The 21238-nt window shown below is 68.8% G+C and carries 25 protein-coding genes and 2 pseudogenes; 10 read left to right on the top strand and 17 right to left on the bottom strand.

What is annotated here, in order from left to right:
* Window positions 1–16: 16 nt before the first annotated feature.
* A complete protein-coding gene (locus OHA03_RS34965; protein WP_267007659.1) occupies window positions 17–229 on the bottom strand; it encodes a hypothetical protein in 213 nt (70 codons plus the stop codon).
* A gap of 322 nt (window positions 230–551) precedes the next feature.
* Here OHA03_RS34965 and OHA03_RS34960 point away from each other — a divergent pair, with 322 nt between their 5' ends.
* The 3 genes from OHA03_RS34960 (at window position 552) to OHA03_RS34950 (ending at window position 3251) form a co-directional block, all read left to right on the top strand.
* A complete protein-coding gene (locus OHA03_RS34960) occupies window positions 552–869 on the top strand; it encodes a hypothetical protein (RefSeq protein WP_267007658.1) in 318 nt (105 codons plus the stop codon).
* A gap of 11 nt (window positions 870–880) precedes the next feature.
* Entirely contained in the window at window positions 881–1099 is a 219-nt protein-coding gene (locus OHA03_RS34955; protein WP_267007657.1) for a hypothetical protein, read from the top strand.
* Between the two features lie 466 nt (window positions 1100–1565).
* Window positions 1566–3251, top strand: a complete 1686-nt coding sequence (locus tag OHA03_RS34950; RefSeq protein ID WP_323181304.1) for an ISL3 family transposase — start codon at window positions 1566–1568, stop codon at window positions 3249–3251.
* Window positions 3252–3259: 8 nt separating this feature from the next.
* Here the strand turns inward: OHA03_RS34950 and OHA03_RS34945 are convergent, their stop codons facing one another.
* From OHA03_RS34945 to OHA03_RS34925, 5 genes and pseudogenes are all read right to left on the bottom strand, one after another.
* The gene (locus tag OHA03_RS34945; RefSeq protein WP_267007656.1) at window positions 3260–3535 is read right to left on the bottom strand and encodes a hypothetical protein; all 276 of its coding nucleotides are present in this window, start codon (window positions 3533–3535) and stop codon (window positions 3260–3262) included.
* 123 nt (window positions 3536–3658) lie between these two features.
* A pseudogene (locus tag OHA03_RS34940) lies at window positions 3659–3940 on the bottom strand (DNA helicase); the annotation flags it as partial.
* The gene (locus tag OHA03_RS34935; protein WP_266991326.1) at window positions 3940–4941 is read right to left on the bottom strand and encodes a cytochrome d ubiquinol oxidase subunit II; all 1002 of its coding nucleotides are present in this window, start codon (window positions 4939–4941) and stop codon (window positions 3940–3942) included. The gene OHA03_RS34935 and the pseudogene OHA03_RS34940, both read right to left, overlap by 1 nt.
* Window positions 4938–6377: a cytochrome ubiquinol oxidase subunit I gene (locus tag OHA03_RS34930; protein ID WP_267007655.1), complete on the bottom strand. Its 1440-nt coding sequence runs from the start codon at window positions 6375–6377 to the stop codon at window positions 4938–4940. The genes OHA03_RS34935 and OHA03_RS34930 overlap by 4 nt, the downstream gene beginning before the upstream one ends.
* 237 nt (window positions 6378–6614) lie before the next feature.
* Entirely contained in the window at window positions 6615–6821 is a 207-nt protein-coding gene (locus tag OHA03_RS34925; protein ID WP_267007654.1) for a hypothetical protein, read from the bottom strand.
* 522 nt (window positions 6822–7343) lie between these two features.
* Here OHA03_RS34925 and OHA03_RS34920 point away from each other — a divergent pair.
* Window positions 7344–7469, top strand: a complete 126-nt coding sequence (locus OHA03_RS34920; RefSeq protein WP_323181302.1) for a hypothetical protein — start codon at window positions 7344–7346, stop codon at window positions 7467–7469.
* Window positions 7470–7661: 192 nt separating this feature from the next.
* On the opposite strand, the gene OHA03_RS34915 is transcribed toward OHA03_RS34920, so the two are convergent.
* The gene (locus OHA03_RS34915) at window positions 7662–8747 is read right to left on the bottom strand and encodes a helix-turn-helix domain-containing protein (protein WP_267007653.1); all 1086 of its coding nucleotides are present in this window, start codon (window positions 8745–8747) and stop codon (window positions 7662–7664) included.
* Window positions 8748–8849: 102 nt separating this feature from the next.
* Between OHA03_RS34915 and OHA03_RS34910 the strand changes: the two genes are divergently transcribed.
* Window positions 8850–10094, top strand: a complete 1245-nt coding sequence (locus tag OHA03_RS34910; protein ID WP_267007652.1) for an MFS transporter — start codon at window positions 8850–8852, stop codon at window positions 10092–10094.
* Here OHA03_RS34910 and OHA03_RS34905 read toward each other — a convergent pair.
* A pseudogene (locus OHA03_RS34905) lies at window positions 10057–10332 on the bottom strand (site-specific integrase); the annotation flags it as partial. The gene OHA03_RS34910 and the pseudogene OHA03_RS34905 sit on opposite strands and share 38 nt — an antisense overlap.
* 437 nt (window positions 10333–10769) lie before the next feature.
* The gene (locus tag OHA03_RS34900) at window positions 10770–11132 is read right to left on the bottom strand and encodes a hypothetical protein (RefSeq protein ID WP_267007651.1); all 363 of its coding nucleotides are present in this window, start codon (window positions 11130–11132) and stop codon (window positions 10770–10772) included.
* A gap of 262 nt (window positions 11133–11394) precedes the next feature.
* Between OHA03_RS34900 and OHA03_RS34895 the strand changes: the two genes are divergently transcribed.
* The 4 genes from OHA03_RS34895 to OHA03_RS34875 all read left to right on the top strand — a co-directional run bounded on the left by OHA03_RS34895 (window position 11395) and on the right by OHA03_RS34875 (window position 14339).
* A complete protein-coding gene (locus tag OHA03_RS34895) occupies window positions 11395–12093 on the top strand; it encodes a TetR/AcrR family transcriptional regulator (protein ID WP_267007650.1) in 699 nt (232 codons plus the stop codon).
* A gap of 350 nt (window positions 12094–12443) precedes the next feature.
* A complete protein-coding gene (locus OHA03_RS34885) occupies window positions 12444–13094 on the top strand; it encodes a hypothetical protein (protein ID WP_267007649.1) in 651 nt (216 codons plus the stop codon).
* Window positions 13067–13435, top strand: coding sequence for a hypothetical protein (locus tag OHA03_RS34880; protein ID WP_267007648.1), 369 nt, complete (start codon window positions 13067–13069; stop codon window positions 13433–13435). Before OHA03_RS34885 ends, OHA03_RS34880 begins: the two co-directional genes overlap by 28 nt.
* A gap of 211 nt (window positions 13436–13646) precedes the next feature.
* The gene (locus OHA03_RS34875; RefSeq protein ID WP_267007647.1) at window positions 13647–14339 is read left to right on the top strand and encodes a hypothetical protein; all 693 of its coding nucleotides are present in this window, start codon (window positions 13647–13649) and stop codon (window positions 14337–14339) included.
* A gap of 275 nt (window positions 14340–14614) precedes the next feature.
* On the opposite strand, the gene OHA03_RS34870 is transcribed toward OHA03_RS34875, so the two are convergent.
* The 3 genes from OHA03_RS34870 to OHA03_RS34860 form a co-directional block, all read right to left on the bottom strand.
* Window positions 14615–15703 (bottom strand): alkene reductase, encoded by a 1089-nt coding sequence (locus OHA03_RS34870; protein WP_267007646.1) that lies wholly within the window; start codon window positions 15701–15703, stop codon window positions 14615–14617.
* Window positions 15704–15768: 65 nt separating this feature from the next.
* The gene (locus OHA03_RS34865) at window positions 15769–16395 is read right to left on the bottom strand and encodes an NADPH-dependent F420 reductase (protein ID WP_267008263.1); all 627 of its coding nucleotides are present in this window, start codon (window positions 16393–16395) and stop codon (window positions 15769–15771) included.
* Window positions 16392–17441 carry a zinc-binding dehydrogenase gene (locus OHA03_RS34860; protein ID WP_267007645.1) on the bottom strand — a complete coding sequence of 350 codons (1050 nt, stop codon included), beginning with the start codon at window positions 17439–17441 and terminating at the stop codon, window positions 16392–16394. The genes OHA03_RS34865 and OHA03_RS34860 overlap by 4 nt, the downstream gene beginning before the upstream one ends.
* Before the next feature lie 70 nt (window positions 17442–17511).
* Here OHA03_RS34860 and OHA03_RS34855 point away from each other — a divergent pair, with 70 nt between their 5' ends.
* Window positions 17512–18120 carry a TetR/AcrR family transcriptional regulator gene (locus OHA03_RS34855; RefSeq protein ID WP_267007644.1) on the top strand — a complete coding sequence of 203 codons (609 nt, stop codon included), beginning with the start codon at window positions 17512–17514 and terminating at the stop codon, window positions 18118–18120.
* 122 nt (window positions 18121–18242) lie between these two features.
* Here OHA03_RS34855 and OHA03_RS34850 read toward each other — a convergent pair whose 3' ends face one another.
* The 5 genes from OHA03_RS34850 to OHA03_RS34830 all read right to left on the bottom strand — a co-directional run bounded on the left by OHA03_RS34850 (window position 18243) and on the right by OHA03_RS34830 (window position 21131).
* Window positions 18243–18365 (bottom strand): hypothetical protein, encoded by a 123-nt coding sequence (locus OHA03_RS34850; protein ID WP_267007643.1) that lies wholly within the window; start codon window positions 18363–18365, stop codon window positions 18243–18245.
* 49 nt (window positions 18366–18414) lie between these two features.
* Window positions 18415–18669, bottom strand: coding sequence for a hypothetical protein (locus OHA03_RS34845; RefSeq protein ID WP_267007642.1), 255 nt, complete (start codon window positions 18667–18669; stop codon window positions 18415–18417).
* A 362-nt stretch (window positions 18670–19031) separates the two neighbouring features.
* Window positions 19032–20177: a PP2C family protein-serine/threonine phosphatase gene (locus OHA03_RS34840; RefSeq protein ID WP_267007641.1), complete on the bottom strand. Its 1146-nt coding sequence runs from the start codon at window positions 20175–20177 to the stop codon at window positions 19032–19034.
* Window positions 20178–20540: 363 nt separating this feature from the next.
* Window positions 20541–20804 carry a hypothetical protein gene (locus OHA03_RS34835; RefSeq protein ID WP_267007640.1) on the bottom strand — a complete coding sequence of 88 codons (264 nt, stop codon included), beginning with the start codon at window positions 20802–20804 and terminating at the stop codon, window positions 20541–20543.
* Window positions 20805–20846: 42 nt separating this feature from the next.
* Window positions 20847–21131, bottom strand: a complete 285-nt coding sequence (locus OHA03_RS34830) for a hypothetical protein (RefSeq protein ID WP_267007639.1) — start codon at window positions 21129–21131, stop codon at window positions 20847–20849.
* Window positions 21132–21238: the final 107 nt, after the last annotated feature.

The following is a 21238-nucleotide window of genomic DNA, read 5'->3' as shown; positions in this document are numbered from 1 at the left end:
GTCCGCTTCGGCTGGGTCAGAATTCAAGCGACGCCGAGAGCGTCGCTGTCCCCCTGCCGAGAGTCCGCCGGCCTCTCGACTCCGGCAGTTGGGCGCCGTCGTCGTGTTCCTGTAGACGCGCATCCGGTTCGATGCGTTCGGCGGGCAGCAGCCGGAGGGACTCGGCGTCGGCCGAGGGCGTCGTACGAGTGGTGGGACCGGTGCCGAGACGTCGGCGCATCGTGCTCATCAAGCGACCGTACGCGGGCAGCGATCACCACTGCCGGGCAGGTCGCGCCCACCAAGCCTGAGCCGGGATCAATCCGGATGCATCGACGCCGGATTGCTCAACTTGCGCGGGTCCATGCGCGAGGAACTACGGGTGTGAGTAGTTGAGCTACAGGAAGTAGCGCTGGCCTTGACTGACGGTCGCCCCGGCTTCGCCGGGGTCCAGGTTCGTGCTCATGGTTCAAGGGTGGGCTCGATGTGGGCAGTTGCTGCCCAGCAAAAAATAACCCTTGGGAGTAATCCTTGGGTTAAACTCTTGTGATCAAGTTGGGCATGCTGAACCCATGACAGAGAAGAAGCCCCGCCTCATCCCCACCGGCACGTGCTGGTGCGGCTGCGAGAAGGAAGTCGGCCTCGGCAAGTTCTTCGCCCCCGGCCACGACAAGGTCGCCGAAGCCGCCCTCATCGCCATCAAGTACGGCTCCTCCGTACCCGAGTTCCTCCACACCCACGGCTACGGCCCCCACCACTCCGTCAGCCGTGCTGCGGTCGATGCCGGCGTCTGGGAAGAGTGCCGCGAGTGCTCCAGCAAGCCCGGCTATCGAGGAACGGCGGAGAGCATCGCCAACCACAAGCGTAAGTACCACCGCACCGAACAGTGAGGACCACGACCATGACCATCGCGCAGATCCTGGAGAAGCCAATCCGAGCTCTCGGTGGGACCTGGGACACCCGGCGCGCCGTGGTTGCGCTCCGCGACGCCGGTCGCGGTGACGGCGACCAGCGGCAGCAAGAGAAGCGAGCCCGCGAAGCCCTCCGCGACCTTGCCACAGCAGGCGTCATCGTGAAGAACGACCCGGACAGCGCCACCTACCGACTCGCCGAGCAGTGAAGACCACGACCATGAGCGGGTAATCCGAATTCGCCCATGAGGTGCAGCGTTTCCAGGAAGCGCTCCTGAGAAACGAGGAAGAAGCCGCAGCAGCACGAGGCCTTGTGAGCAGCGCGGCGGAGCGCGTTGTCCGGATCGTGCGAACGATCATGTACGTAGCCGCCACCGTGCTGGCCACCACGAGGCGCGCAGGTTTCTGCGGCCGCGAGTCCGACCGCCGCCCGCGCCGATTTCAGCCGCTGCGGCTATAGCGTGACGACGGATGGGGCCCGGCTCCGGAGCGGTCCCGGCAGCACGTCCACCGTGCTCGGCCTCCTGCGCGAGATCTGTCGCTGCCTGGAAACAGCGCAGTTCCCGCCCTGCCGGAGCGATCGATGGCATCCGGAGGCCGTGCGACGGATGCTTCAGCATGGCTTTGTCCACGAAAACGGGTTCTGGCTCACTTTCCGTGGAGCTTGCACGCTGAGTGACGGTTGTCGGGCGAGTGGGTCTTGGGGAAGTTGCCCGGAATTGGCCCGTACCGGGTTTGGTGTGGCTGACAGTTCGGCCCGTGGAAGAAGTGGTGCTCCGCCTGGAGGAGTTGCTGTTCCCGTCGATCGCCGACGTGGCGGTGCTGTCCATCGCCGTGAACGACGAGGCGGTACGCATAGAGGCTCGAAGTACGGTGGCTGGGGCCATCTGTCCCGGATGCGGGAGCTGGTCACGGCGGATTCACAGCTCCTACCTGCGCTTTCCCGCTGATGTGCCCAGCGGAGGCAGACGGGTCGCTCTCTGTTTGCGCGTCCGCAGGTTCCTCTGCCCGGTCATCTCGTGCGGGCGGCGGACCTTCGCCGAACAGCTGCCAGGGTTGACCCGTCGGTACGGCCGGCGGACCGAGCGGCTGCGGTCGACGCTGGCCGCGGTCGGTCTCGCGCTCGCCGGTCGGGCCGGTGCCCGCATGGCGAGCGTGTTCGGCGTGTCCGTGAGCCGCAGCACGGTGCTGCGGCTGGTCGAAGCGTTGCCCGACCCCGAAGTTACGGCCCTGCGGGTGGTCGGCGTCGATGAATACGCGACCCGCAAAGGGCGTCACTACGGGACTGTCCTGGTCGACGTCGAGAGTCGGCGGCCAGTGGACCTGCTGCCCGACCGGGAGGCGTCCAGCCTGGCCGCTTGGCTCGCGAAACGGCCCGGAGTGGAGGTGGTATGCCGCGATCGTGCGCCGTTCTTCGCCGAAGGTGCCACGGCCGGGGCACCACAGGCGGTGCAGGTGGCGGACAGATGGCATCTTTGGCACAACCTGAGCGAGGCTGCAGAGCGGTGCGTCGCAGACCACCGCGGATGTCTGCAGGTCCTGGCGCCAGATCCAGCCCAGCCTGCCCCCGAGCCGGAGAAGTTCGAAGACCCTTCAGGCTCGCCCTGGCCGAGGGGACACCGCTTCGCTGACCGCACCCGTGTCAAGCACGCGACCGTCCACGAATTACTGGCCGCCGGGCTCAGCCGAAGGGCGATTGGCCGGCAACTCCGAATGACCTACCGCACCGTCAAGCTCTTCGCCGACGCAGCCACCCCGGAGGACCTGTTCCACGGGCAGTGGCAGGGCCGGCCATCCAAACTCGACGCCTTCAAGCCCTACCTGGATGACCGCTGGAACCAAGGCTGCACGAACGCCTGGACGGTGTGGGAGGAGATTGTGCCGCTTGGCTATCAGGGCAGCTACCAGCGGGTTCGCGCCTATTTCCGGGAGAAGCGGCTCTCGCCGGGCCCCGTCACAGCTCGGCCACCGTCACCCCGCGTCGTCGCTGGATGGATCCTCCGCCGGCCGGAGACCCTCACCGAGACGGAGAACCTGCGGCTCAAAGCCGTTCTGGTCCACTGCCCTGAACTTGACGCCCTCACCGGCCACGTCCGCTCCTTCGGTGAGATGCTCACCGAGCGCCAGGGCGAACGGTTGCCGCAGTGGCTCGACGCCGTCCGGCGAGACGACCTCCCCAGCCTCCACACACTCGCCGCAGGCATCGACCGTGACCGCGATGCAGTCATCGCCGGCCTCACCCTGCCCTGGAGCTCAGGTGTCGTCGAAGGCCACGTCAACCGGATCAAAATGCTCAAACGCCAGATGTTCGGCCGGGCCGGCTTTCATCTCCTGCGCAAGCGCGTCCTGCTCTACTCGTGAAGCACAGGTCAGACCACATCATCAAGGAGCCCGAAGCCTTCCGGGACCCCTTCCAGGAACTCCCGCCGAGCGGGATCGGACTCGGCTTCAGCCATCGTCCCGAGCAGGTCGATCAGTTCGCTCCGCTGGTCGCTCGACAACTTGCTGACCAGGTGGGCGACACCCTCCAGGACCTTGACCGCGTCGTCCGGATCCATCTGCTCGTCTTCACTGCCCTCGATGAACCACAGGACGTCGACCAAGGCCTCGGCCAGGGCGTGGGTCAGAGACGAGTACACGGGCATCAAGGCAGACTTCCAACAGGTCACGGCAGCAGAGTCCGGCCATCCCACCACACACCACTGACATCACACTCAGTCAGCCCTCCACGGAAAGTGAGCCAGAACCCGTTCTCGTGGACAAAGCCAGGGTGGGTTGGTGCGGCGGCCTTCCTTCAGGTCGCGGGCGGCCAGCGCAAGAGCACGCAGTCCGTCTCCTCCCCCGGCCAGGGCGACCCGTTGTCCGCTGGCCATCATGGCCATGACTTGGGCCCTGGCTCCTATGTTGGTGCGGCACAGGACCGCGTCGGGGCAGGCCACGGGGCCGAGTTCGGTGGGCACGGCCGGTGTGCCGGTGAGGCGGATGGGTGCGCCTGCGATGTGCAGCCGGCGGTTGGCTTCGCGGGCGAGGTGGGGGCCGAAGCGGAAGGTCAGGCGGAGGAAGTCAGCCGGTCCCGTTCGTGCAGCACGTACAGGGCGGCCAGGGAGGGAGCGATCAGCACGGCCGCGGTGCAGGCCACAGCGACCAGCACCCACAGGGTCGAGTCGGGAGCGGCGGCCTGGGTCAAGGACAGGTGGGTGCCCAGGAGGTACGGATACTGGGCGACGCCCCATCCGGCGATCACCGTGGCCACGGCCAGCGACGCCAACGGCCGCGGCAGGCGCGGCCGACGGGCTCTGAGTGTTGCCAGGGCTGCGAGTCCGGCTGCGGCGGACACGATCAGCAGAGCCAGTCCGCGGGTAGTGAGTTGGTGGAACAGGCGCGGTGCGTCCGCATGCAGGACGAAGACGCCGGCCATGCAGACGATGCCCACCGCGATGCCTGCCGCCAGTGCCCGCCGCCGGAAGTACAGGTGCAGAGCCTCATCCCGATAGGGGTGCGTGGCAGCCGAGGAGAGGAAAACGGCAGCGAGGTAGGCGCATACGACGACCGCCAGGACACCTCCCAGCACACCGGTGGGGTTGAGCCAGCTGGACAGCGGGGCGCCGCCGCCGGCGCTGGGGACGCGGCCGGAGGCGACGGCCCCTGCGATGCCGCCGAAGCAGAACGGCGTCAGCACCGAGGAGACCGCGAACAGGACCCCGGTGAGACGCTGCTGCGCGGTGCGCAGCGTCACTTTGCGGAAGGCGAAGCCGGACCCGCGCAGGACGATGCCGAGTGCCGCGAGGCCGAGCGGGATGTACAACGTCGTGGTGATGGCGGCGAAGGCGGGCGGAAAACCCGTCCACAGCACCACCAGGCAATAGATGAGCCAGGTGTGGTTCGCTTCCCAGACCGGGCCGATGGACCGGTCGATGAGCGAGCGGGGGGCGCTGCCCCGTACGGCTCCGCCCGCGGTCAGATCCCAGAACCCGGCGCCGAAGTCGGCACCACCGAAGACGGCGTAGGCGATGACGCCGGTGAACAGGATGACGCCGATCGCATCGGTCATGGCGTTCGGCTTTCCGGGCTCGCGGCGGAGACAGCAGGGGCTTCGGGGCCGTAGGGGACCTGGACGTCTTCGTCGCCCTCTGCCGCCCATCGCCGGCGCAGGGCGCGCAGAACCAGCAGGGCACCGGTGCCGACGCTGACGTAGATGATCGCGGTCGCGCCGAAGAAGGGCCACAGGTTGCCGTGGGTGGTGACGGCGTCCCGTGTCAGCAGCAGTCCGACCACGGTCCACGGCTGCCGTCCGACTTCGGTGACCACCCAGCCACTTTCCAGGGAGACCAAGGCCACCACGCCCGACAACGCGGCGCACCGCAGGAACCAGACGTTGGTGGGGACGCGGCGATGGCGCCACCACAGCCAGGCGAACCACACGGACAGGGCCAGCAGAGCCATGGAGGCGCCCACCATGACGTCGAACGCCAAGTGCACAATGCTCACACCCGCATCGCTTGGGCGCACCGGTGCGGGGATTGCGTCCAGCCCGTCGATATGAGTGCTGGGGCGGAACCCGGCCAGAAGCGATGCCATATCCGGGATCGGCAGCCCGTAACGGACCTTCCCGTCGATCAGGACACCGCCGAGTGTCTCGGGGACGTGGTCACCGGAGTCGGGAAGCACTTCGATGGCGGCGAACTTCGCCGGTTCGGAGTCGAACACCTGACGGGCGACCAGGTCCCCGACGAAGATCTGCACGGGCACGGTGACGGCGGCCACGACGAAGCCGATGAGGAAGCCGGTGCGGTGGTAGGCGTCCTGTCTTCCTTTGAGCATCCCCGCCGCGTACACCCCGGCTACGACGAAGCCGGCGACGATGTACGCCGCCAGCAGCATGTGGATCGTCTCGAACCAGAACGCGCCGTTGAAGAACACCTTGGCCGGACTGACGTCGACGATGCGGCCCGCATGCATGGTGATGCCGCCGGGCTGGTTCATCCAGGCGTTGGCAGCTACCACGGCGGTGGCACCACCGAGGCTGGAGATCACCACCGGGACACCGCTCCAGAAGTGGGCCCAGGGCGACAGCCGGTCCCATCCGTAGATGTAGAACGACATGAAGATCGCTTCGAGGAAGAAGAAGATTCCCTCGATAGCGAACGGGAACCCGAAGGCGGCGCCGTACTGCCCCATCAGTCCGGGCCACAGGATGCCCAGTTCGAAGGTGAGTACGGTGCCGGACACGGCTCCCACCGCGAACAGCACTGCGGCAACCTTCGACCAGCGGCGTGCCAGGAGCATGGCCTGCTCGTCCCCGCGGCGTAGTCCTCGATGGTTGGCGAGGAGTATCAGGAAGGTGAAGGCCACACCGAACGGCACGATGATGATGTGGAAGCCGAGAGTGAAGGCCATCTGTTCACGAGCGGGCAGCAACTGCGACGGCTCACCTGCGGACGCCAGCGCCTGCAGCACTACGGTGGTGGCGCATGAGGCTGACGGCATGCCCCGTATCCTCGCGCTCGCTGTGATCGAGGCGCGTGCCGACACGGCCCCGCCAAGCTCGTTAACCCGAGCGGATCACCCCAAAACCCCCGGCCCCCTGGGGCTGGCGCGGTTCGGGAACCGGCGATGCTCGGAGGAGACTCGGTGAAGCACCCGCAGCTGCATGCCGTACACCTCAAGGCCGGCCCGGGCCTGGTGGAACAGGGCCGGATCGAAGCTGCGCATGTCGTGTGTCGGTCACGCGTTCCCGTCGCCCGGGATCGGAACGTGCAGGGTCTCCGACAGCCGCTCCACGGCGACCTCGGGTGTCGTGCTCGCTCCTCGGCCGCGGATCACCATGTCCAGGTACCCGACCGCGTCCAGGACGGCGATCCCGCCAGCGCCCGCGGCGGCCCCGGCCAGGAGACCACGCAGGCGCCGGACCCGACCGCTGATTCCTGTCATAGGCCGCTCATCCCTTCACGGAGTCCAGCAGCGCGGGGTCGATTACCTCCGCGGGTGTCCCGGCGACGTCGTGCGGACCGCTTCCACCGTCACGAAAGTGAGGTCCGTGAGCAGCGGAGGCGAGCGGCGGCGCCGGTTCGAGACGACCCTGCGTTTCTGTGGCGAGGTAGAGCTGACGGCGGACAACCTCGAAGCTGGCCTGGCCTGCAGGTTGCCGTCCGGCAGCCCTCCCGCGTTCCGGTCGCCTCCCTGCCGGCGACGTTCACGCACCGGCCGACCTGGTCGACGATCCACGAGCACGGCACTACATCATCGACAACCTGAGACCGGGCACGACCGTGCACCGCCGCATCGAAGTACTGAACACCACTGACTCCACCCTGCACGTCGAGGTGTACCCGGCCGCCGCCACCATCACCCACGGCTCGTTCGTAGGAGCAGCCGGCAGGAAGCGGAACGAACTCTCGTCCTGGACAAAGCTGCGACCTGCGGGCGGACGTCTTCGACGTCCGTGACGAGGACGTGGCCCGCCTCTCCCCGTTCGTCCGGCACCACATCAACATGCTCGGCCGGTACTCCTTCCAGCTTCCCGACCTGCCCGGCGGCCTGCGTCGGCTTCGCGACCAGGACGCGACCGACGAGAAGTGACAGGCCCTGGCCCGCACGGCCGGACAGGACGCCCCCGGGGTATAGCCAGGGGGAACGTTCGGCGGTGCAGCTGGCGCGACCGCCTGCTGCCCGAGGCCAGCAGGCGGTCGCACCGGTACTGCTCGGCGGCCTGCCGAGTCGGTTGATGCTGCGAAGGCGGTGGTCGCTCGCGTTCTGATGCACGGAAGCGACTCAGCGCAGTACGGCCGACAGGAGGTCGGTGCCCAACGCCGCCAGATCGGACAGATTGAGGGTGTACCGGACGTAACGACCGTGCCGTCGAGCCGTGAGCAGGCCCGCGCGGCGCAGGACGGCAAGGTGGCGGGACACCTCCGGGGGTGAGAGTTCCCAGAAGTGGGCCAGCTCGCCGGTGGTGTGCGGGCCGCGGGCCAGAGTGCGCAGCAGCCGCAGCCGTACGGGATGCGCGAGCGCCTCCAGCCGGAGGGTGACCGTCTCCAGAGAGATCGGCTCCGCCGGACTCGGCTCGGCGACGGGGTACTGCAGTACCGGATGCCACCCGGGTGCGTGGACCGCCACCAGGTGCGGGCGGCCGAAGACGCTGGGGATGAAGGTGACCCCGGCGCCACGGGCGGCGGTCGCCTTGTCCTGCACCTTGTCCACGATGATGCAGTCGCCGTCCGGTGCCAGGGTGACCGCGCCGGAGACCGAGGCGAGTGCCGCCCCGATGCCGTGGCGCCTGAGCAGTTCGTTCTTCAGTCGCAGATCGGTGGCGAGCTGCACCGCGACGCCCGCCCAGGCGCCGTCGAAGAAGGCTCCGGCGCATTCTTCGAGGGTGTGGCGCACCCGCGCTCGCACTGCGGCCGGGTCCGCGAGCAGCCGTTCCGCGAAGGCCTCCTGCAGCGCGCCGCGGGCCTGGGCCACGTCCAGGGCCCGCTCGCGCGCGGTCGCGTCGGTGAGCGGCGACGCGCCGGGGAAATGGACCCGGTTGCTGCCGCACGTGGTGACGAGCGCGGCGGTCACATACGTCTCGTCGTCGATCCGGTCCACGTCGTCCAGCTCTTCGGCGAGGGTCGGCCGGGGCCGCGCGGGGATCAGGAAGTCGGCCTGTGAGGAACGCCAGAGGAACTCCGCCTCCCTGAGCCGCTCGGCCAGCTCCGGCCGCAGCCCGGCCCAGACGTCTGCGGCCCAGCCGGCGAACTGCGGATGGTGACCGGGTTCGGCCAGCACGTGCAGCATCGCGGTCAGCTCGGCCAGCGGGGAAGCGGCGAACCGCACTCGCTCGGACGGTAGACCGCTGATGTCGATCCTCAACGTCATCCCCCCATCATCACCGCCCGGACAACCTGGCGACGGCGTCGATTGACGATGTGCGTCAACCGACGTGCCCTGCCCCAGCGGCCGAACGCACCGTCTGACGCCATGGCAACCATCACCAGAATCCAGCCCCGCGCCCTCGTCCGCGCCTCCGGTGGTCCCCGCTATGCCGTCGCCCTGGCCGTGGACGCGCTAGGCACCGGCCTGCTGCGGCCCTTTCTGCTGCTCTACGGCGTGAAGGTACTGAGGCTGTCCGCTCCGGTCACCGGCACCGCCATGACGGTCGGCATCGTCGCGGGTCTGGTGTGCATGCCCGCAGTGGGCCGATGGCTGGACCGCGGCGCACGCAGCACGGTCGTGGCGGCGTCGATGCTGGTGCGGGTGCTGGGCGTGGCGCTGCTGCTGGCCGCCCCAGCGGGGCACGTCTGGCTTTTCACGACGGCGGCACTCTTCCTCGGTATCGGCAACCAGGCATGGCCGACCGCCCACGCCGCCCTCGTGGCCACGGTCGCCCACGGCCGAGAACGCGACACCGCCCTCGCAGGGGCCCGCGCCCTGCGCAACGCCGCCCTGGGCGTCGGAGCACTCCTTGCCACCGTATGCCTGGCGGGCGGCACCACCGCACTGCGGGCGCTGGCAGCTGTCACTGCGCTCGCCTACCTTGCCGCAGCCGCCTTGGCGTGGTCGGTCCACGTGCACACATATCCAGCGGAGGCCGCCCCGGCCAAGGACCGGGACGACGAGCCCGCACCCCGGATGCTCGCGCTACTTGCCGCCAATGTGGTCTACGTCTTCTGCCTCAACGTCCCCGAGATCGCGCTCCCTCTGGTCCTGGTGACGCAGCTCCACGCGTCCCCGGTATGGCCGGCAGCCGTCTTCGTGGCCAACACGGCGCTGGTCGTCACTCTGCAGGTGCCGGTCACCGTCCTCATGTCCCGCTTCTCCCGGCGGACCGTGCTGGCCCTCTCTGGCGTGGTGCTGGCCGCGTCCTACCTCGGCTTCCTCGCGGCCACCTCACTGGGACACGGCTGGGGTACCCCGGCCATCGCCACGGTGTCCGTGGTCTGCACGATCGGCGAGATCATCTACGCCGGCAGCGCCACCGCGCTCGTCACCGCCCTCGCCCCGGCCCATGTCCTGGGACGCGCCCTCGCTCGCTTCCAGCTCTCCACGGGGTTCGGCCTCGCCGTCTCCCCGGCGGTCATCACCACGCTCGCACCCCACGGCCCGGCCGCCCTCTGGGGCAGCCTCGCCGCTGCGACGCTCCTCTCCGCCTCCGCCGTTGCCACCGAGAAGGATCAAGGAACGCGGCTCAGCGATTGCTGCCCCCGGGAGCGAGCAGGCTTGTGAGCCCGGCAATCGCCTCTGGTGACGGTTTGAAGTAGCGGCGGACGTTCTCCGCCTTCTTGTGCCGGGACTTCGCCATCAGCATCAACAGGGACGCGCCCTGCTCGCCGAAGTGGGTCAGCTAGGAGTGGCGGTACTCGTGCAGATCCCAGCCTGTGCCCGGCCCCCGAAGTGCGGTGTGGTCGTCCAGCAGGGCGTGCGCCTGGCCGTAGGAGAGCCGGGCAAGCCCGGTGTCCGGGCATTCGCCACGCGCTCTCTTGGGTGATCGGCGGCCGTCCGTCGTGGAGTTGGACGCCGGGACGTCGAAGTGGGTTGCGTGAGCGGGGTCCGGTGAGTGCCGGGACAGCCGGGCGGGACCGGGCGTGGCGTGGTGTTCGCGTCGCGGGTGACCGTCCCGGTGTGGAGAGGACCTGCCTGGTCCGGCGGGGTGTCACGGTGTGCGGGGAAGCGGTCGGCCGGGGATGCGGCCGGCGAAGTTCATGTGCGGGTGCGGGCCTGGCCGTGGTCGGCGTGGCGGGCGCTGGGGCCGGAGTGCCTTCATCTTGCGTGCGGTGGTCGTCCCGATGCGGGTGCGGAGCGCCGTGGGGGCGCGATCCGGGATCCCGGTCGGCCGGGGGTGCGGCCGTGCTGCTGTCCGGGCAGGTGCCGCCGTTTCGGAGTGGGGCGGCCCGGGCCGCGTCAGCTGTGGTTCAGGGACCACTCGACCTGGTCCTCGTACCAGCGGGCGGCACTGACACCGTGCCACGACGCCGCCTCGTCGACCTGGTCCTCGTACCAACGAGCGGCACTGACACCGTGCCACGACGCCGCCTCGCCCTCGTGGTCCGCCGCCCGTACGTAGCGCACAGTGTCCAGCCCGCGGTGGGCGCCGTCCGTGTGGCGGCCGACTTGCTCGCTACTGGTCGCGGACACGTACTGCGTGTGCTGCACGGGCACCGAAGTCGTGGCTGCCGACGCCGAGCCACCGGCTCCGAGAAGCGCTCCGCCGGCCAGTGCCGTGGAGGCGAGTGCGATCGAGAGGCGCTTCGTCATGCTGCTCATGGTCATTTCCCTTACAAAACTGCCGCGGCTTCGCCGATCCGGCGGGCGCCGCTTCCATGTGAACCGAGATCCGGAAATCCCGGATCAGTCGGCTGGCTTCAAGGTCATCCGGAGGGGTGCCTCACGTTCGACTCCGCCACCGTACCCGAGGGGCGCCTCATGTTTGCAGTGAGCATCATCACAGCACGTCGGAGGCGCGAGATTGCGATCGGAAACATGACAACAATCCAATTGGAGGGGTGCCTCATGTTACTGTCGAGCCATGAGCCACCACCACGCCACGTCCGCGAGCGAGTCACCGGCGAAACCTCTGCGCCGTGACGCACAGCGCAACAGGGACGCGATCGTGGCCGCCGCCCGCACAGCCTTCTCCGAGCAGGGCCTCGGGGCGTCCCTGGAGGGCGTCGCCCGCGAGGCCGGCGTCGCGATCGGCACGCTCTACCGCCACTTCCCCACCCGGCTCGCCCTGGTCGAAACGCTTTTCAACGTGAAGTACACGGAACTGCTCATCGCCGCCGAAGAAGCTGCGGCCATGGACGACGCCTGGGAGGGGTTCTGCCGCTACATGGAGAAACTCTGCCAGCTACAGGCCTGCGACCGCGCCTTCAACGACCTGGTCTCGGCACGGCTCCCCCTCCACGCGGCCGGCCGCGAAATGCACGAACGCGCCAAGGAAATCTGCACCCAGATCATGCGCAATGCCCAGGAACAGGGCGCCCTGCGCGACGACGTCACCCCGCAGGACATCGCCTTCGTGATCTGGTCCCAGGCCGGAATCATCCAGGCCACCCGCACCATCGCCCCCCGGGCCTGGCGCCGCCACCTCCACCTGATGCTCGACGCCTTCCGCACCCAGGGCGCCCACGAACTGCCCGAACCTCCCCTGACCAGCGAGCAGGCCGACCAGACCCTCACCGCTCTCGAGTGCACCGAAGAGGACTGCAGCGAACAGCGACCCTGACCCACCGACACGGCCAACGTGACTCCGGGCTACGAACAGTTGGACATCAACGCACCGCTCGATGAGGGCGGGTGGGTGACCCTGGCCTCGGGCATGCCCAAGGACTCCGGTGCCCGCGCCATCTCCATCCGGCAGAAGCACGCGGCTCTGCACGTCGCCCGGCTTCGTCCGGCCGAAACGGTACAGGCAGCGACAGCACCCTTCGTGCACCTCATCGTGACTGAAGGCAGCGCCAGGCCGACCCCGACGATCTTCGGTTGCAGGTGGCTCTAGCTCCGGTGGCCTACCTGTGGGAGCAACTCCGCGATGGCCAAAGGGCTGTAGCCCTTCCAGCCGTTGAGCAGGCCCTGGTGGTCCTGTCCGGGATCGTGGATCCGGCGGCCGCCCCGCAGGTGCTCGCCAACCGTCTCGTCGACCGGCTGCGGGAGGTCGGAGGCGAGGCACTGGTCCGGGATCCGATGCGCCGGCTGCTGGGTCGGGGTCTGGTCCAGCGCCCCGCATGCCCGGACCGGAGGTGCGACGACGGCATCCGCCCGGATACGGGAGATGACTGCCCGAGCTGCGGAAATGTCATTCACATCCGGCGTTCGCTGCGGGCCCGGGTCCCGGCCGCGGTCGAGGCTGACATGCCGTACGCCCTTCCCGCCGAGCGCCGGGCCGAGATCGGCCGGCGGCTGCGGGAGGAGTACGTCCTCGAGGAGCAGCGGGCGCAGCTCCGCCGGACCCGGGCGGAGCGCGAGGTCGCGCAGCGGCGGCAGGCCATCGCGCGGCGCCGCGCCCTCGAGGAGGACGTGCAGGAGGCGCGCAGGCAGGCGGCGTGTGCGGACTGCGGGCTGCCCGGATCCGCTGGCCTGTGTCCGGGGTGTTCCTACCGGCGGCGTACCGAGGAGCTGGTGCGGGAGGCGGTCGACCTGGCGGTCGCCGTGCGAGCGGATCTGTCCGACGCGACCTCGGTCGCCGAGCTCATCCGGCAGTGCGAGAGGACACCCGCGCGCTGCTGACGGCGGCATGCGAGCAGGCCTGCGATCCGGACGCAGATCCGGACTGGATCGCGTACACGACACCGCAGGTCGCCCAACAGATCCTCGATGACCGGCGAGCGGCCGCACTGCGGCGGCTGCTGGAGTCGCGGGAAGCGGTGGCGGAGGCCGACGCCGCCTACGAGGCGTGCCGTCGCCACCGGGGGACTGAGGCGGATGCGGACGCGGCCGCGGACGCAGCTGGCCATCGCGCAGCTGAGTACCTGCTCCGGCAGTGCGTGGGCGAACTGCACGTAGTCCGCCAGCGGGCGGTTGCAGCCCGTCTGGCAGGATGCGCGGGCAGCATGCCGGGGGTGGCGTGATCGTGGTGACTGAGCACCGGGTGCCGTGCCCGTGCAGGACTGTCTCCAGCGCCGGGCCGCTTCTTGTGAGCGCGCGACAAGCGACCGGCCCCAACTCGGGACGGCTTGCTCTGGACTCCCTCAAATGGAGCTTCGACGAAAGCCCAGATGCCCAATATGCCTGTATGAGAACCCTGAGTGGTTTCCCCTTGCCACGGCAGTCGCTACAACCGTGGCCGCCCTCGTCGCCGCTGCCGTCGCTCTCAGTTCGGCGGTTCTGGCATCGGGTACGGCGTCCCGGGCAGCGGACCTGGCGTCCCGGACCACGTCGCAGTCGTCGTACACGCAGGACCGGTTGAAGGCTGCAGGCCACTTTCTTGTGGCCGTTGACGCGGTGCTGAACGATCCATCGCCGGCGACAAAGAGAAGGATGCGGTCACAGCTTCTGAGGGTGCAGCTCGTGTTCCAGTCGGGCGTCGGCCCAGTCGAGGTCGCAGAGCGCATCCAGTTCCGAGCGGTCGGCCCAATGAGCAACGAAGCGCTCCAAGAAAATCCTGAGGAGAAGATGCTTCGCGAGCTGCGGAGCAGCGCAGACCACGAGGAAGCCATGCTCGACGACCCCCGCAACAGCGTCCCTTCCGACGCCGTGTCACTGGCGTGGGTACGGGACAGGGTGATGGAGATCAGATCCGAAGACGACCGGGCAGTGCGAGCCGGGAAGCCGGAGCCCGACCGAGAACAGGAGATATACGAGATCGAGAACGAATTCGGTCAGTATGGTCCGCCGGTTGGGCTCAGCGTGTCGACGCTTCTTGGATCGGCCGAGGCCCGGGCGACGCGCAAGAAGCAGCTGGAGCGGGACCAGAAAGCGCGCCATGAAATGCTCACGGGCCGCCGGGAATTCGTGGTCGCTGCGGGCAAGTAGCCGGCCGAGCCGCCCGCTCTCAACGCGCCCCAAGCTGCCAGGCCTGGGGTGTCCGGCGTGAGGCGGCGCGGCCGCCTGTCGCTGTCCCGCAGTCGGTCCTGAGTTCCTGCCTGCGCCGATTCCGAACAGGTCCGTGCGCACGGTTTTGAGCCAGGGTGCACAAGTCACCTCCAGCCGGCGCGTCCGAGGTCCGCCGCGCCGCTTCCTCGCTGTGGCGAGGAGCGGGCGCGGCGGGCCTCCGATCAACCGTCAAAGGCGCCGGAAGACGTAGTTGCTCAGTTGGCGGTGAAGGCGGGGTAGTCGGTGTAGCCCTCGCTGTGACCGGCGTAGTAGGTGCCCCGGTCGGCGTCGGCCAGCGGGTGGCCCTGCGCGAAGCGCTCGACCAGGTCGGGGTTGGCGATGAAAGGCTCGGCGAAGGAGACCGCGTTGACGATCCCGTGGTCGAGGATCTCGTTGCCGAGGGCCTGGGTGAAGCCGAGGTTGGCGACGATGTTGCCCTGGTAGTGGGCGCGGTACCGGGAGAAGAGGGCGATGCGCTCCTCGATGGTGCCGGGGGTGCCCAGGAGGTGCAGGTAGGCCAGGTTGCTGTCGTTGAGCTTCTTGAGCAGCTGGTCGTAGTCGGCGAGTGTCTCCTCGTCCGCGGTGAACGTGTTTCCGTTGTCCCAGCCCGGGGACATCTTCACGCTGATGCGGTCGCTGCCCCACACGTCACTGACGGCGTCGAGGATGTCGAGGAGGAACTGGGCCCGCTTCTCGCTGCTGCCTCCGTAGGCGTCGGTGCGCTGGTTGAGACGCGGGTTGAGGAACTGCGGGATCAACTGGGACTGCTGGGCGTGGATTTCCACGCCGTCGAAGCCGGCGCGGCGGGCGTTCTCGGCCGCATGGCGGTAGTCGGCGATGGTGGCGGCGATCTCAGCGGCGGTGTAGGCGCGCGGGGTGACGGTGTCCTTCGGGCCGGAGGGGGTGAAGGACTTCTCGCCGGGGTTGATGGCCGAGGGTCCGGCGGGCAGGCGGCCGCCGAGGTGGTCGGGGTGGGAGGCCGCGCCGAGGTGACCGAACTGGGAGACGATCCGCCCGCCGGCCTCGTGGACGGCTTCGGTGACCTTCACCCAGCCGGCGGTCTGCGTGTCGGTGTAGATGCCGGGCACGTGGATGAAGCCGACCGCGTCGGGGCTGACCCAGGTTCCCTCGGTGACGATCAGGCCGGCGCCGGCGCGCTGCGCGTAGTAGGTCGCGTGCAGGTCGGTGGGGGCCAGCTCGGCGTTCTGAGCGCGGGCGCGGGTCATGGGGGCCATGACGACGCTGTTGGGGAGCTCCAGCGCGCCGAGGCGGACGGGCTGCAACAGGGGCTGGGTGGTGGTCATGAGTAACTTCCTTGTGCTGAGGGGGGTGGATGAGGAGGAGAGTGAGGAATGGGCGAGGGCCCGGCTCAGTCCTGTTTGAGGGCGTGGAGGCCGGAGAGTGGGCCGCCGAGCTGCATGAGGCGTCCGCCCTCGCGCAAGGAGCCGAGGTCGACGGGGGCGAAGCCGAAGGCGGCGGTGAGGTCCTTGACGGTGGTCTTGGCGTCGGAGTCGTCACCGGCGAGGAACAGCACCTGGCGTCCGGCCTGGTGGCGCGGGTCGGCGGCGATGTACTGGCCGTAGAGGGTGTTGAACGCCTTGACGACGCGGGCTCCGGGCAGCAGTGAGGCGACGTGTTCGCTGCCGGTCAGCTCGCCCAGGTCGGCGATCTTCATGGGCGGGGGCGGGGAGACGAACTGGTTGGTGGCGTCGATGACGATGCGCCCGTCGAAGGGTGGCAGGCCGGCTACCGCGTCCGGGATCTGGGGCCAGCCGACTGCGAGCACGACGAGTTCCGCCGCGGCGGCTTCCTGCGGGGTGCCGGCGTGGGCGAGCGGTCCGAGTTCGTCGGCGAGGCCGGCCAGGGAGGCGGGGCCGCGGCTGTTGCTCAGTACGACCTGGTGGCCGTGGGCCACGGCGTGGCGGGCGATGGCCTGGGCGACGGTTCCGGCGCCGAGGGTTCCGATCTTCATGGCGGTGCCCTTCGTGGGGTTCAGGGTGCGGGGCTGGTGAGCAGGACGGTTCCGCTCTTGCCGGGGCGGCGGACATGGTCGATGGCCTTCGCGAAGTCGGCGAGGTCGTAGCTGGCGGCGACCTCGAAGAGTTCCGGGGCGGTCGCGGCCAGACGGGCGGCGAAGGCGACGTCCTCGGCCCGTTCCTCAGGCGTGCGGGCGGCCATCCACTGGAAGATGGACGTGCCCCGCACGGTCAGGGCCCGCGGGGTCAGCGCGAGCGACTCCAGCGGCGTGCTGCCGGAACCGAGCCCTCCGTAGGTGATCAGCGTGCCGCCGTCGGTGAGCAGCCCGGCCAGTTCACCGGTCAGGGATCCGCCCACCGCGTCCAGTATGACCTGGGCACCCCGGCCGCCGGTCGCGTCCTGGACCTGAGTGCGCCAGTCCGCGTCGGCCGTCGAGATGGTCGGCAGTCCAGGGAAGCGCTGCCGCAAGGTCTGCGCCCCCGTGGCGCTGCGTACCAGGTTGACCAGCGGGATGCCGTGCTTGAGTGCTGCGGCGCTGACCAGCTTTCCCACCGACGAACCGGCGGCCGTCTGCACCACCGGACCGGCCTGGCCGTGCTGGGCGTCCTCGACCGCCTGCAGCAAGGAGAGCAGGGTCAGCGGGTTGACCAGCATCAAAGCCGCGGTCTCGTCGCTGAGGTCCTCGGGCACCGGCACCACAAGATCGGTCGGCGCCGTGACGAGTTCGCTCCACGCGCCCGGCACCGGGAAGAACGCCACCCGCTGACCGGGCCGCAGATCCTGCACACCCTCGCCGACGGTCTCGATGACGCCCATTCCCTCCACGCCGGGAATCCGTGGCGTGGCGAACCGCTGCCGCGGCCCACCCGGAAGGCCCTCCACTCCCGCCAGGTCGCCGGGGTGGATCGGCCGGGACAGCACCCGCACCTGCACCTGCCCGGCCGCGGGCGCAGCAGGGGCCGGCTGCTCGCTCAGGCGTAGTACCTGCCCGGCTTCTCCGTGCTGGTCGTAGGCGATGGCGTGCATGACGCTCCCCTTCCACGAACTATTGATGATGGTCATCATTGAAACTCTCCTGCTATGATGAGAGGCATCATTAAAAATGTCAAACCGAGAGCGACGCGAGAGGACGGCCATGCCGCGGATCACCAAGGAGGACAAGGCCCGCAACCGGCAGAACATCCTCGAAGCGGCGAGCCGCATGTTTCGCTCGCAGGGCATCGACGCGGTCGGCATCGCCGAGTTGATGAAGGAAGCCGGACTCACCCACGGCGGCTTCTACAACCACTTCGCCTCCAAGAACGACCTGGCCGTGGAGGTGTGCGGCGCCTCCTACGCCGCCTCGCTCGGGGGCCTGGCCCGGACGATCGAGGACGGTCCGGGCCAGGCCGGCTCTCCGCTGGAGCGGGTCGTGGCCGGGTATCTGTCCACCGAGCACCGTGACGCCCCGGACGGCGGCTGTCCCTCCGCCTCCCTGGTCACCGACGCCGGACGGCACAGCGAAGCCGTGCAGAGCGCGTACGCCGAAGGCGTCGAGGGTTACCTCACCGGCTTCGCCGCCGAGTTCCTGCGCGAAGCCGAGGAGAAGGGCCACGAGCTCGACCCGGCCGAGGCCCGCCACAGGGCCATCCGCCTGCTCAGCGAAATGGTCGGCGCGCTGATGCTCGCCCGCGCCGTATGCCACGTCGAGCCCGAGCTCTCCGACGAGATCCTGCAGACCGGCCGCAGCCACGCCCTCGACTGATGCGACTCAGGGCCGCTGCGGGACGTGGAGCTGAGGCGTTCGCGATAGACGGCCCGGCCCCGACAGGCGCAGGAATGGACACGCTCCCTACAAGGCTGATCGGCCTGACCTGGTTGAGGGCTCTACTCCTCCGCGCCCTCTTCGTCGAGCTCGATCGCGTCCGGGTCACGCAGCAGACGTAGGCCCTCGCACGGCACGGAGGCGTTGAAGCTGTAGCGGCCCAGGATGATCAGGGTTCTTGCCAACGGCTGTAACGATGTTCCCCACGGCCGAGCTGGGGCCCCTGAGCGCGGTTCACGGGATCCGATTGGGCCGCGGCTGCGTCGGCAGTGCTCTGACCGGGGAACTGGGCTGCGACAGCGCACCGCGTAGTTGCCGGTTCTCCACGGTCAGTTGGTTGACGGCGCGGACGAGGTGATCGATGTCGGTCTGCAACTGCGACAGCTCCTTGGCGTCCTTGACGCGGAGTTCCTTCAGCTTGACGATCTGCTTGCGTAGACGGATCTCGGAGTCTGGCGTCTTACCGCGCGCCCTGACCTGCGCTCCCACTCCGCGAGCTCTGCGCGACCGCGGTCGTCGTCGGCCAGGTGCTCGTGCCGCGAGTCCTGCCGCGCGTCGAACCGGGCTTCCTCGAGGGCCGACGCAATGGCGTCGGCGTCCATGCCCTTGGCGCGGCGGCGCACCACGCGCCGGCCGATGCGGGCGGGGTCGACCGGCTCGCGGGGCGCGGCGACCCGAGGAGAGAGCGGGCGACGGGCACCGCCGCCAGGCGGCCAGATCCTGGACATCTTCGGCCTCGCGTTCGTGGGTGTGGGTTGAGAGAGCGGGCAGCCGCCAGAGCGCTGTACGGCGGCCCGCCAAATATGGTGTGGCTGAGCGCCACGGTTGGCGGGATTCGCCAATTGCGGCGCTCAGTCCGGCTTCCCAACCGCTCGGAACTCCTCGTCCCGGGTGCCTAGCCAGTCCAGGCAGACCACGGTGGCGTCGTCATGCAGGACACCTCGCTGAGCACACAGGACAGCCTGAGTAAGCGTGTGAACGGCCTCGCGAGGGTGCAGGTCGCGAGTGCCCTCGATCAGAGCCGGAAGGTCCTCGGCAGCGGCGTTACGCTCGAGCATGCCATCGGTGACCAGGATGAGGCGGTCACCTGGTCGCAGCTGGAGCGACTGGACGCGATGCGGGTGCAGCAAGGGGGCACCGAAGGGCGGATCGATCTCCGGAATGATGCGCTCGAGACGTCCCCCGCGCAGAAGCCAGGGCCAGGGGTGACCGGCATTGACGAAGCCGACGCTTCCCGTCTGCAGATCGATGCGCAAGAGCTGGCCGGTGACCAACGGGCCATGCAGGCCGTGGTCCAGCAAGGCCTGATGAGCCTGCCGCGCCTGGTCGGCCAGGTCGGCACCTCCGCGCCGCGCGCTGCGCAGAGCGCCAACAAGCAGGGTCGCGATGAGAGCGGCACGGACATCGTGGCCCATGGCGTCCGTGATGGACACATGCAGCGTGTGGCGGTCGAGGGAGTGATCGAAGGTATCACCGGCGATCTCTTCGGTCGGGATCAGCTCGCCGGAGACCGTGAACTGCAGTCCTTCACAGGTGAGACTGTCGGGAAGGAGAGTGTTCTGGATCTCAGCGGCCAGATTCATGGGGAGGGTGCGGCGGCCCCACTGGTACAGGTCGGTGAAACGGCGGTTGGCAATGAGGATGTAAGCCAGCGCATGCGCCGCCTCGACGACCGCCTGCACGGTTGCAGGTTCGGGGGCTTTCGGGAGGAAGACTTCAAGAAGCCCGATGGCATCCCCCCGGTTGGTCACCGGGGCAACGATCTGGACCTGCCCGTCGGGGTGCCCGCCTCGGCGGACGGACACCCGCTGTTCGCGAAGTACCTGCCCGTAGACGGTGCCGGGCAACCTGATGCGCTCCCGCTCCTCACCGGCGTCGGCGTTGCTCAGACGCACAACAGCGTTGCCGGTGAAGTCGGTGATCAAAAAGGAAACAGATCGGGCCCCCAGGCGCCTCGCCAGCTCGAAGGCGACCACCTCGACCGACTCGACAGGCATCCGGACCTCTGCCGCAGCGAGCAGTCCGGCCAGCCCCGCAGACCTTTCAGTCATCTCCGGTTCCTCTCGCCGGATCCGCCCAAAGATCCACTCTCACGACAGCACCGACGAGCTGCACCCGTGACCGACGCAATACAGGGTTACCTGGCCAGCGAGTGCAAGACCCCATTACGCCACCAGCGGCATGTCACACACCGCCGTCCCGCGTGCAACCATGCGCCCCCACGGCGGACCTGGCCTTCCCTGGACGCTTCGGCACATTCATACGCCCGGAACGGCGCACCGTGCCGGTCCCAGGCGCCAGTCCGCCAACTATCGCGCTCAGTCTCATATGGTTTATAGCAGGTTCAGAATTCAGCCGTTTCAGAACTCGAATTCTATTGACTGGACATGCGTAAAATCCGCGACCAGACCCTGGCCGCGGGTACCCCAGTCCGTAAAATAGGACTCGGTGATGGCCTCAGCGACGATCGAATGCAGCTCCTCCTCCGTCGCACCATCTTCCTGGAGCTGGAGTATCTGGGCGGCGTAGGTGGGTAAGATCGCGGTGGTGACGTGGCGCTCGCGGCCGTCGTCGGAGGACCCGCTGGCGGTGAACCCGAAGTAGGCGACGACGTGCACCATCATGCCGCCGGAGGTGGCTGCCTGCTCCCGTGCCTGTGCCCTGACCTACGGTTGCCATTCGGATTCGGTTGCCTCCACCAGGGCGGCCTGGAGACGCTTCTGCGGCTTCGTCAGCTTTCCGGCGCGGTAGCGCTCCACCGTACGGGTCGAGACGCCCAGGCGGTCCGCCAGGTTTCGCGCCGAGTCCTTCGTGCGCGTGAGAAGGAATTTCACCTGAGCCTTTGCGGATTTCGGCGCGGGTCGGGTGAACACCTTCCGCTCCGCCCGCGCGAGGGCCTCCAGGACCTTGCTGCGGCGCGGGGCCGGCTGCTGCTGCTCGTGATCGCTCATGCCGACCAGGAAGCCATGGGGTGCTTGTGGACAGCGGCGGGCCCTCCGCCGGTGCGGGCGCCCTATGGCTGATGCTGCCCAAGTCGCCGCCGTCTGTCAGGTGTTAA

The sequence above is a fragment of the Streptomyces sp. NBC_00154 genome, assembly GCF_026342835.1.
In the GTDB taxonomy this organism is placed as follows: domain Bacteria; phylum Actinomycetota; class Actinomycetes; order Streptomycetales; family Streptomycetaceae; genus Streptomyces.
Note: the sequence above shows the minus strand (reverse complement) of the source record. Positions and strands in the feature narration are given on the sequence as shown.

Coding starts and splice junctions, on each gene's coding strand:
- OHA03_RS34965 (WP_267007659.1), bottom strand. CDS start 229: ATGAGCACGATGCGCCGACGTCTCGGCACCGGTCCCACCACTCGTACG.
- OHA03_RS34960 (WP_267007658.1), top strand. CDS start 552: ATGACAGAGAAGAAGCCCCGCCTCATCCCCACCGGCACGTGCTGGTGC.
- OHA03_RS34955 (WP_267007657.1), top strand. CDS start 881: ATGACCATCGCGCAGATCCTGGAGAAGCCAATCCGAGCTCTCGGTGGG.
- OHA03_RS34945 (WP_267007656.1), bottom strand. CDS start 3,535: ATGCCCGTGTACTCGTCTCTGACCCACGCCCTGGCCGAGGCCTTGGTC.
- OHA03_RS34935 (WP_266991326.1), bottom strand. CDS start 4,941: ATGACCGATGCGATCGGCGTCATCCTGTTCACCGGCGTCATCGCCTAC.
- OHA03_RS34930 (WP_267007655.1), bottom strand. CDS start 6,377: ATGCCGTCAGCCTCATGCGCCACCACCGTAGTGCTGCAGGCGCTGGCG.
- OHA03_RS34925 (WP_267007654.1), bottom strand. CDS start 6,821: ATGACAGGAATCAGCGGTCGGGTCCGGCGCCTGCGTGGTCTCCTGGCC.
- OHA03_RS34915 (WP_267007653.1), bottom strand. CDS start 8,747: ATGACGTTGAGGATCGACATCAGCGGTCTACCGTCCGAGCGAGTGCGG.
- OHA03_RS34910 (WP_267007652.1), top strand. CDS start 8,850: ATGGCAACCATCACCAGAATCCAGCCCCGCGCCCTCGTCCGCGCCTCC.
- OHA03_RS34900 (WP_267007651.1), bottom strand. CDS start 11,132: ATGAGCAGCATGACGAAGCGCCTCTCGATCGCACTCGCCTCCACGGCA.
- OHA03_RS34895 (WP_267007650.1), top strand. CDS start 11,395: ATGAGCCACCACCACGCCACGTCCGCGAGCGAGTCACCGGCGAAACCT.
- OHA03_RS34870 (WP_267007646.1), bottom strand. CDS start 15,703: ATGACCACCACCCAGCCCCTGTTGCAGCCCGTCCGCCTCGGCGCGCTG.
- OHA03_RS34860 (WP_267007645.1), bottom strand. CDS start 17,441: ATGATGACCATCATCAATAGTTCGTGGAAGGGGAGCGTCATGCACGCC.
- OHA03_RS34855 (WP_267007644.1), top strand. CDS start 17,512: ATGCCGCGGATCACCAAGGAGGACAAGGCCCGCAACCGGCAGAACATC.
- OHA03_RS34840 (WP_267007641.1), bottom strand. CDS start 20,177: ATGCCTGTCGAGTCGGTCGAGGTGGTCGCCTTCGAGCTGGCGAGGCGC.
- OHA03_RS34835 (WP_267007640.1), bottom strand. CDS start 20,804: ATGATGGTGCACGTCGTCGCCTACTTCGGGTTCACCGCCAGCGGGTCC.
- OHA03_RS34830 (WP_267007639.1), bottom strand. CDS start 21,131: ATGAGCGATCACGAGCAGCAGCAGCCGGCCCCGCGCCGCAGCAAGGTC.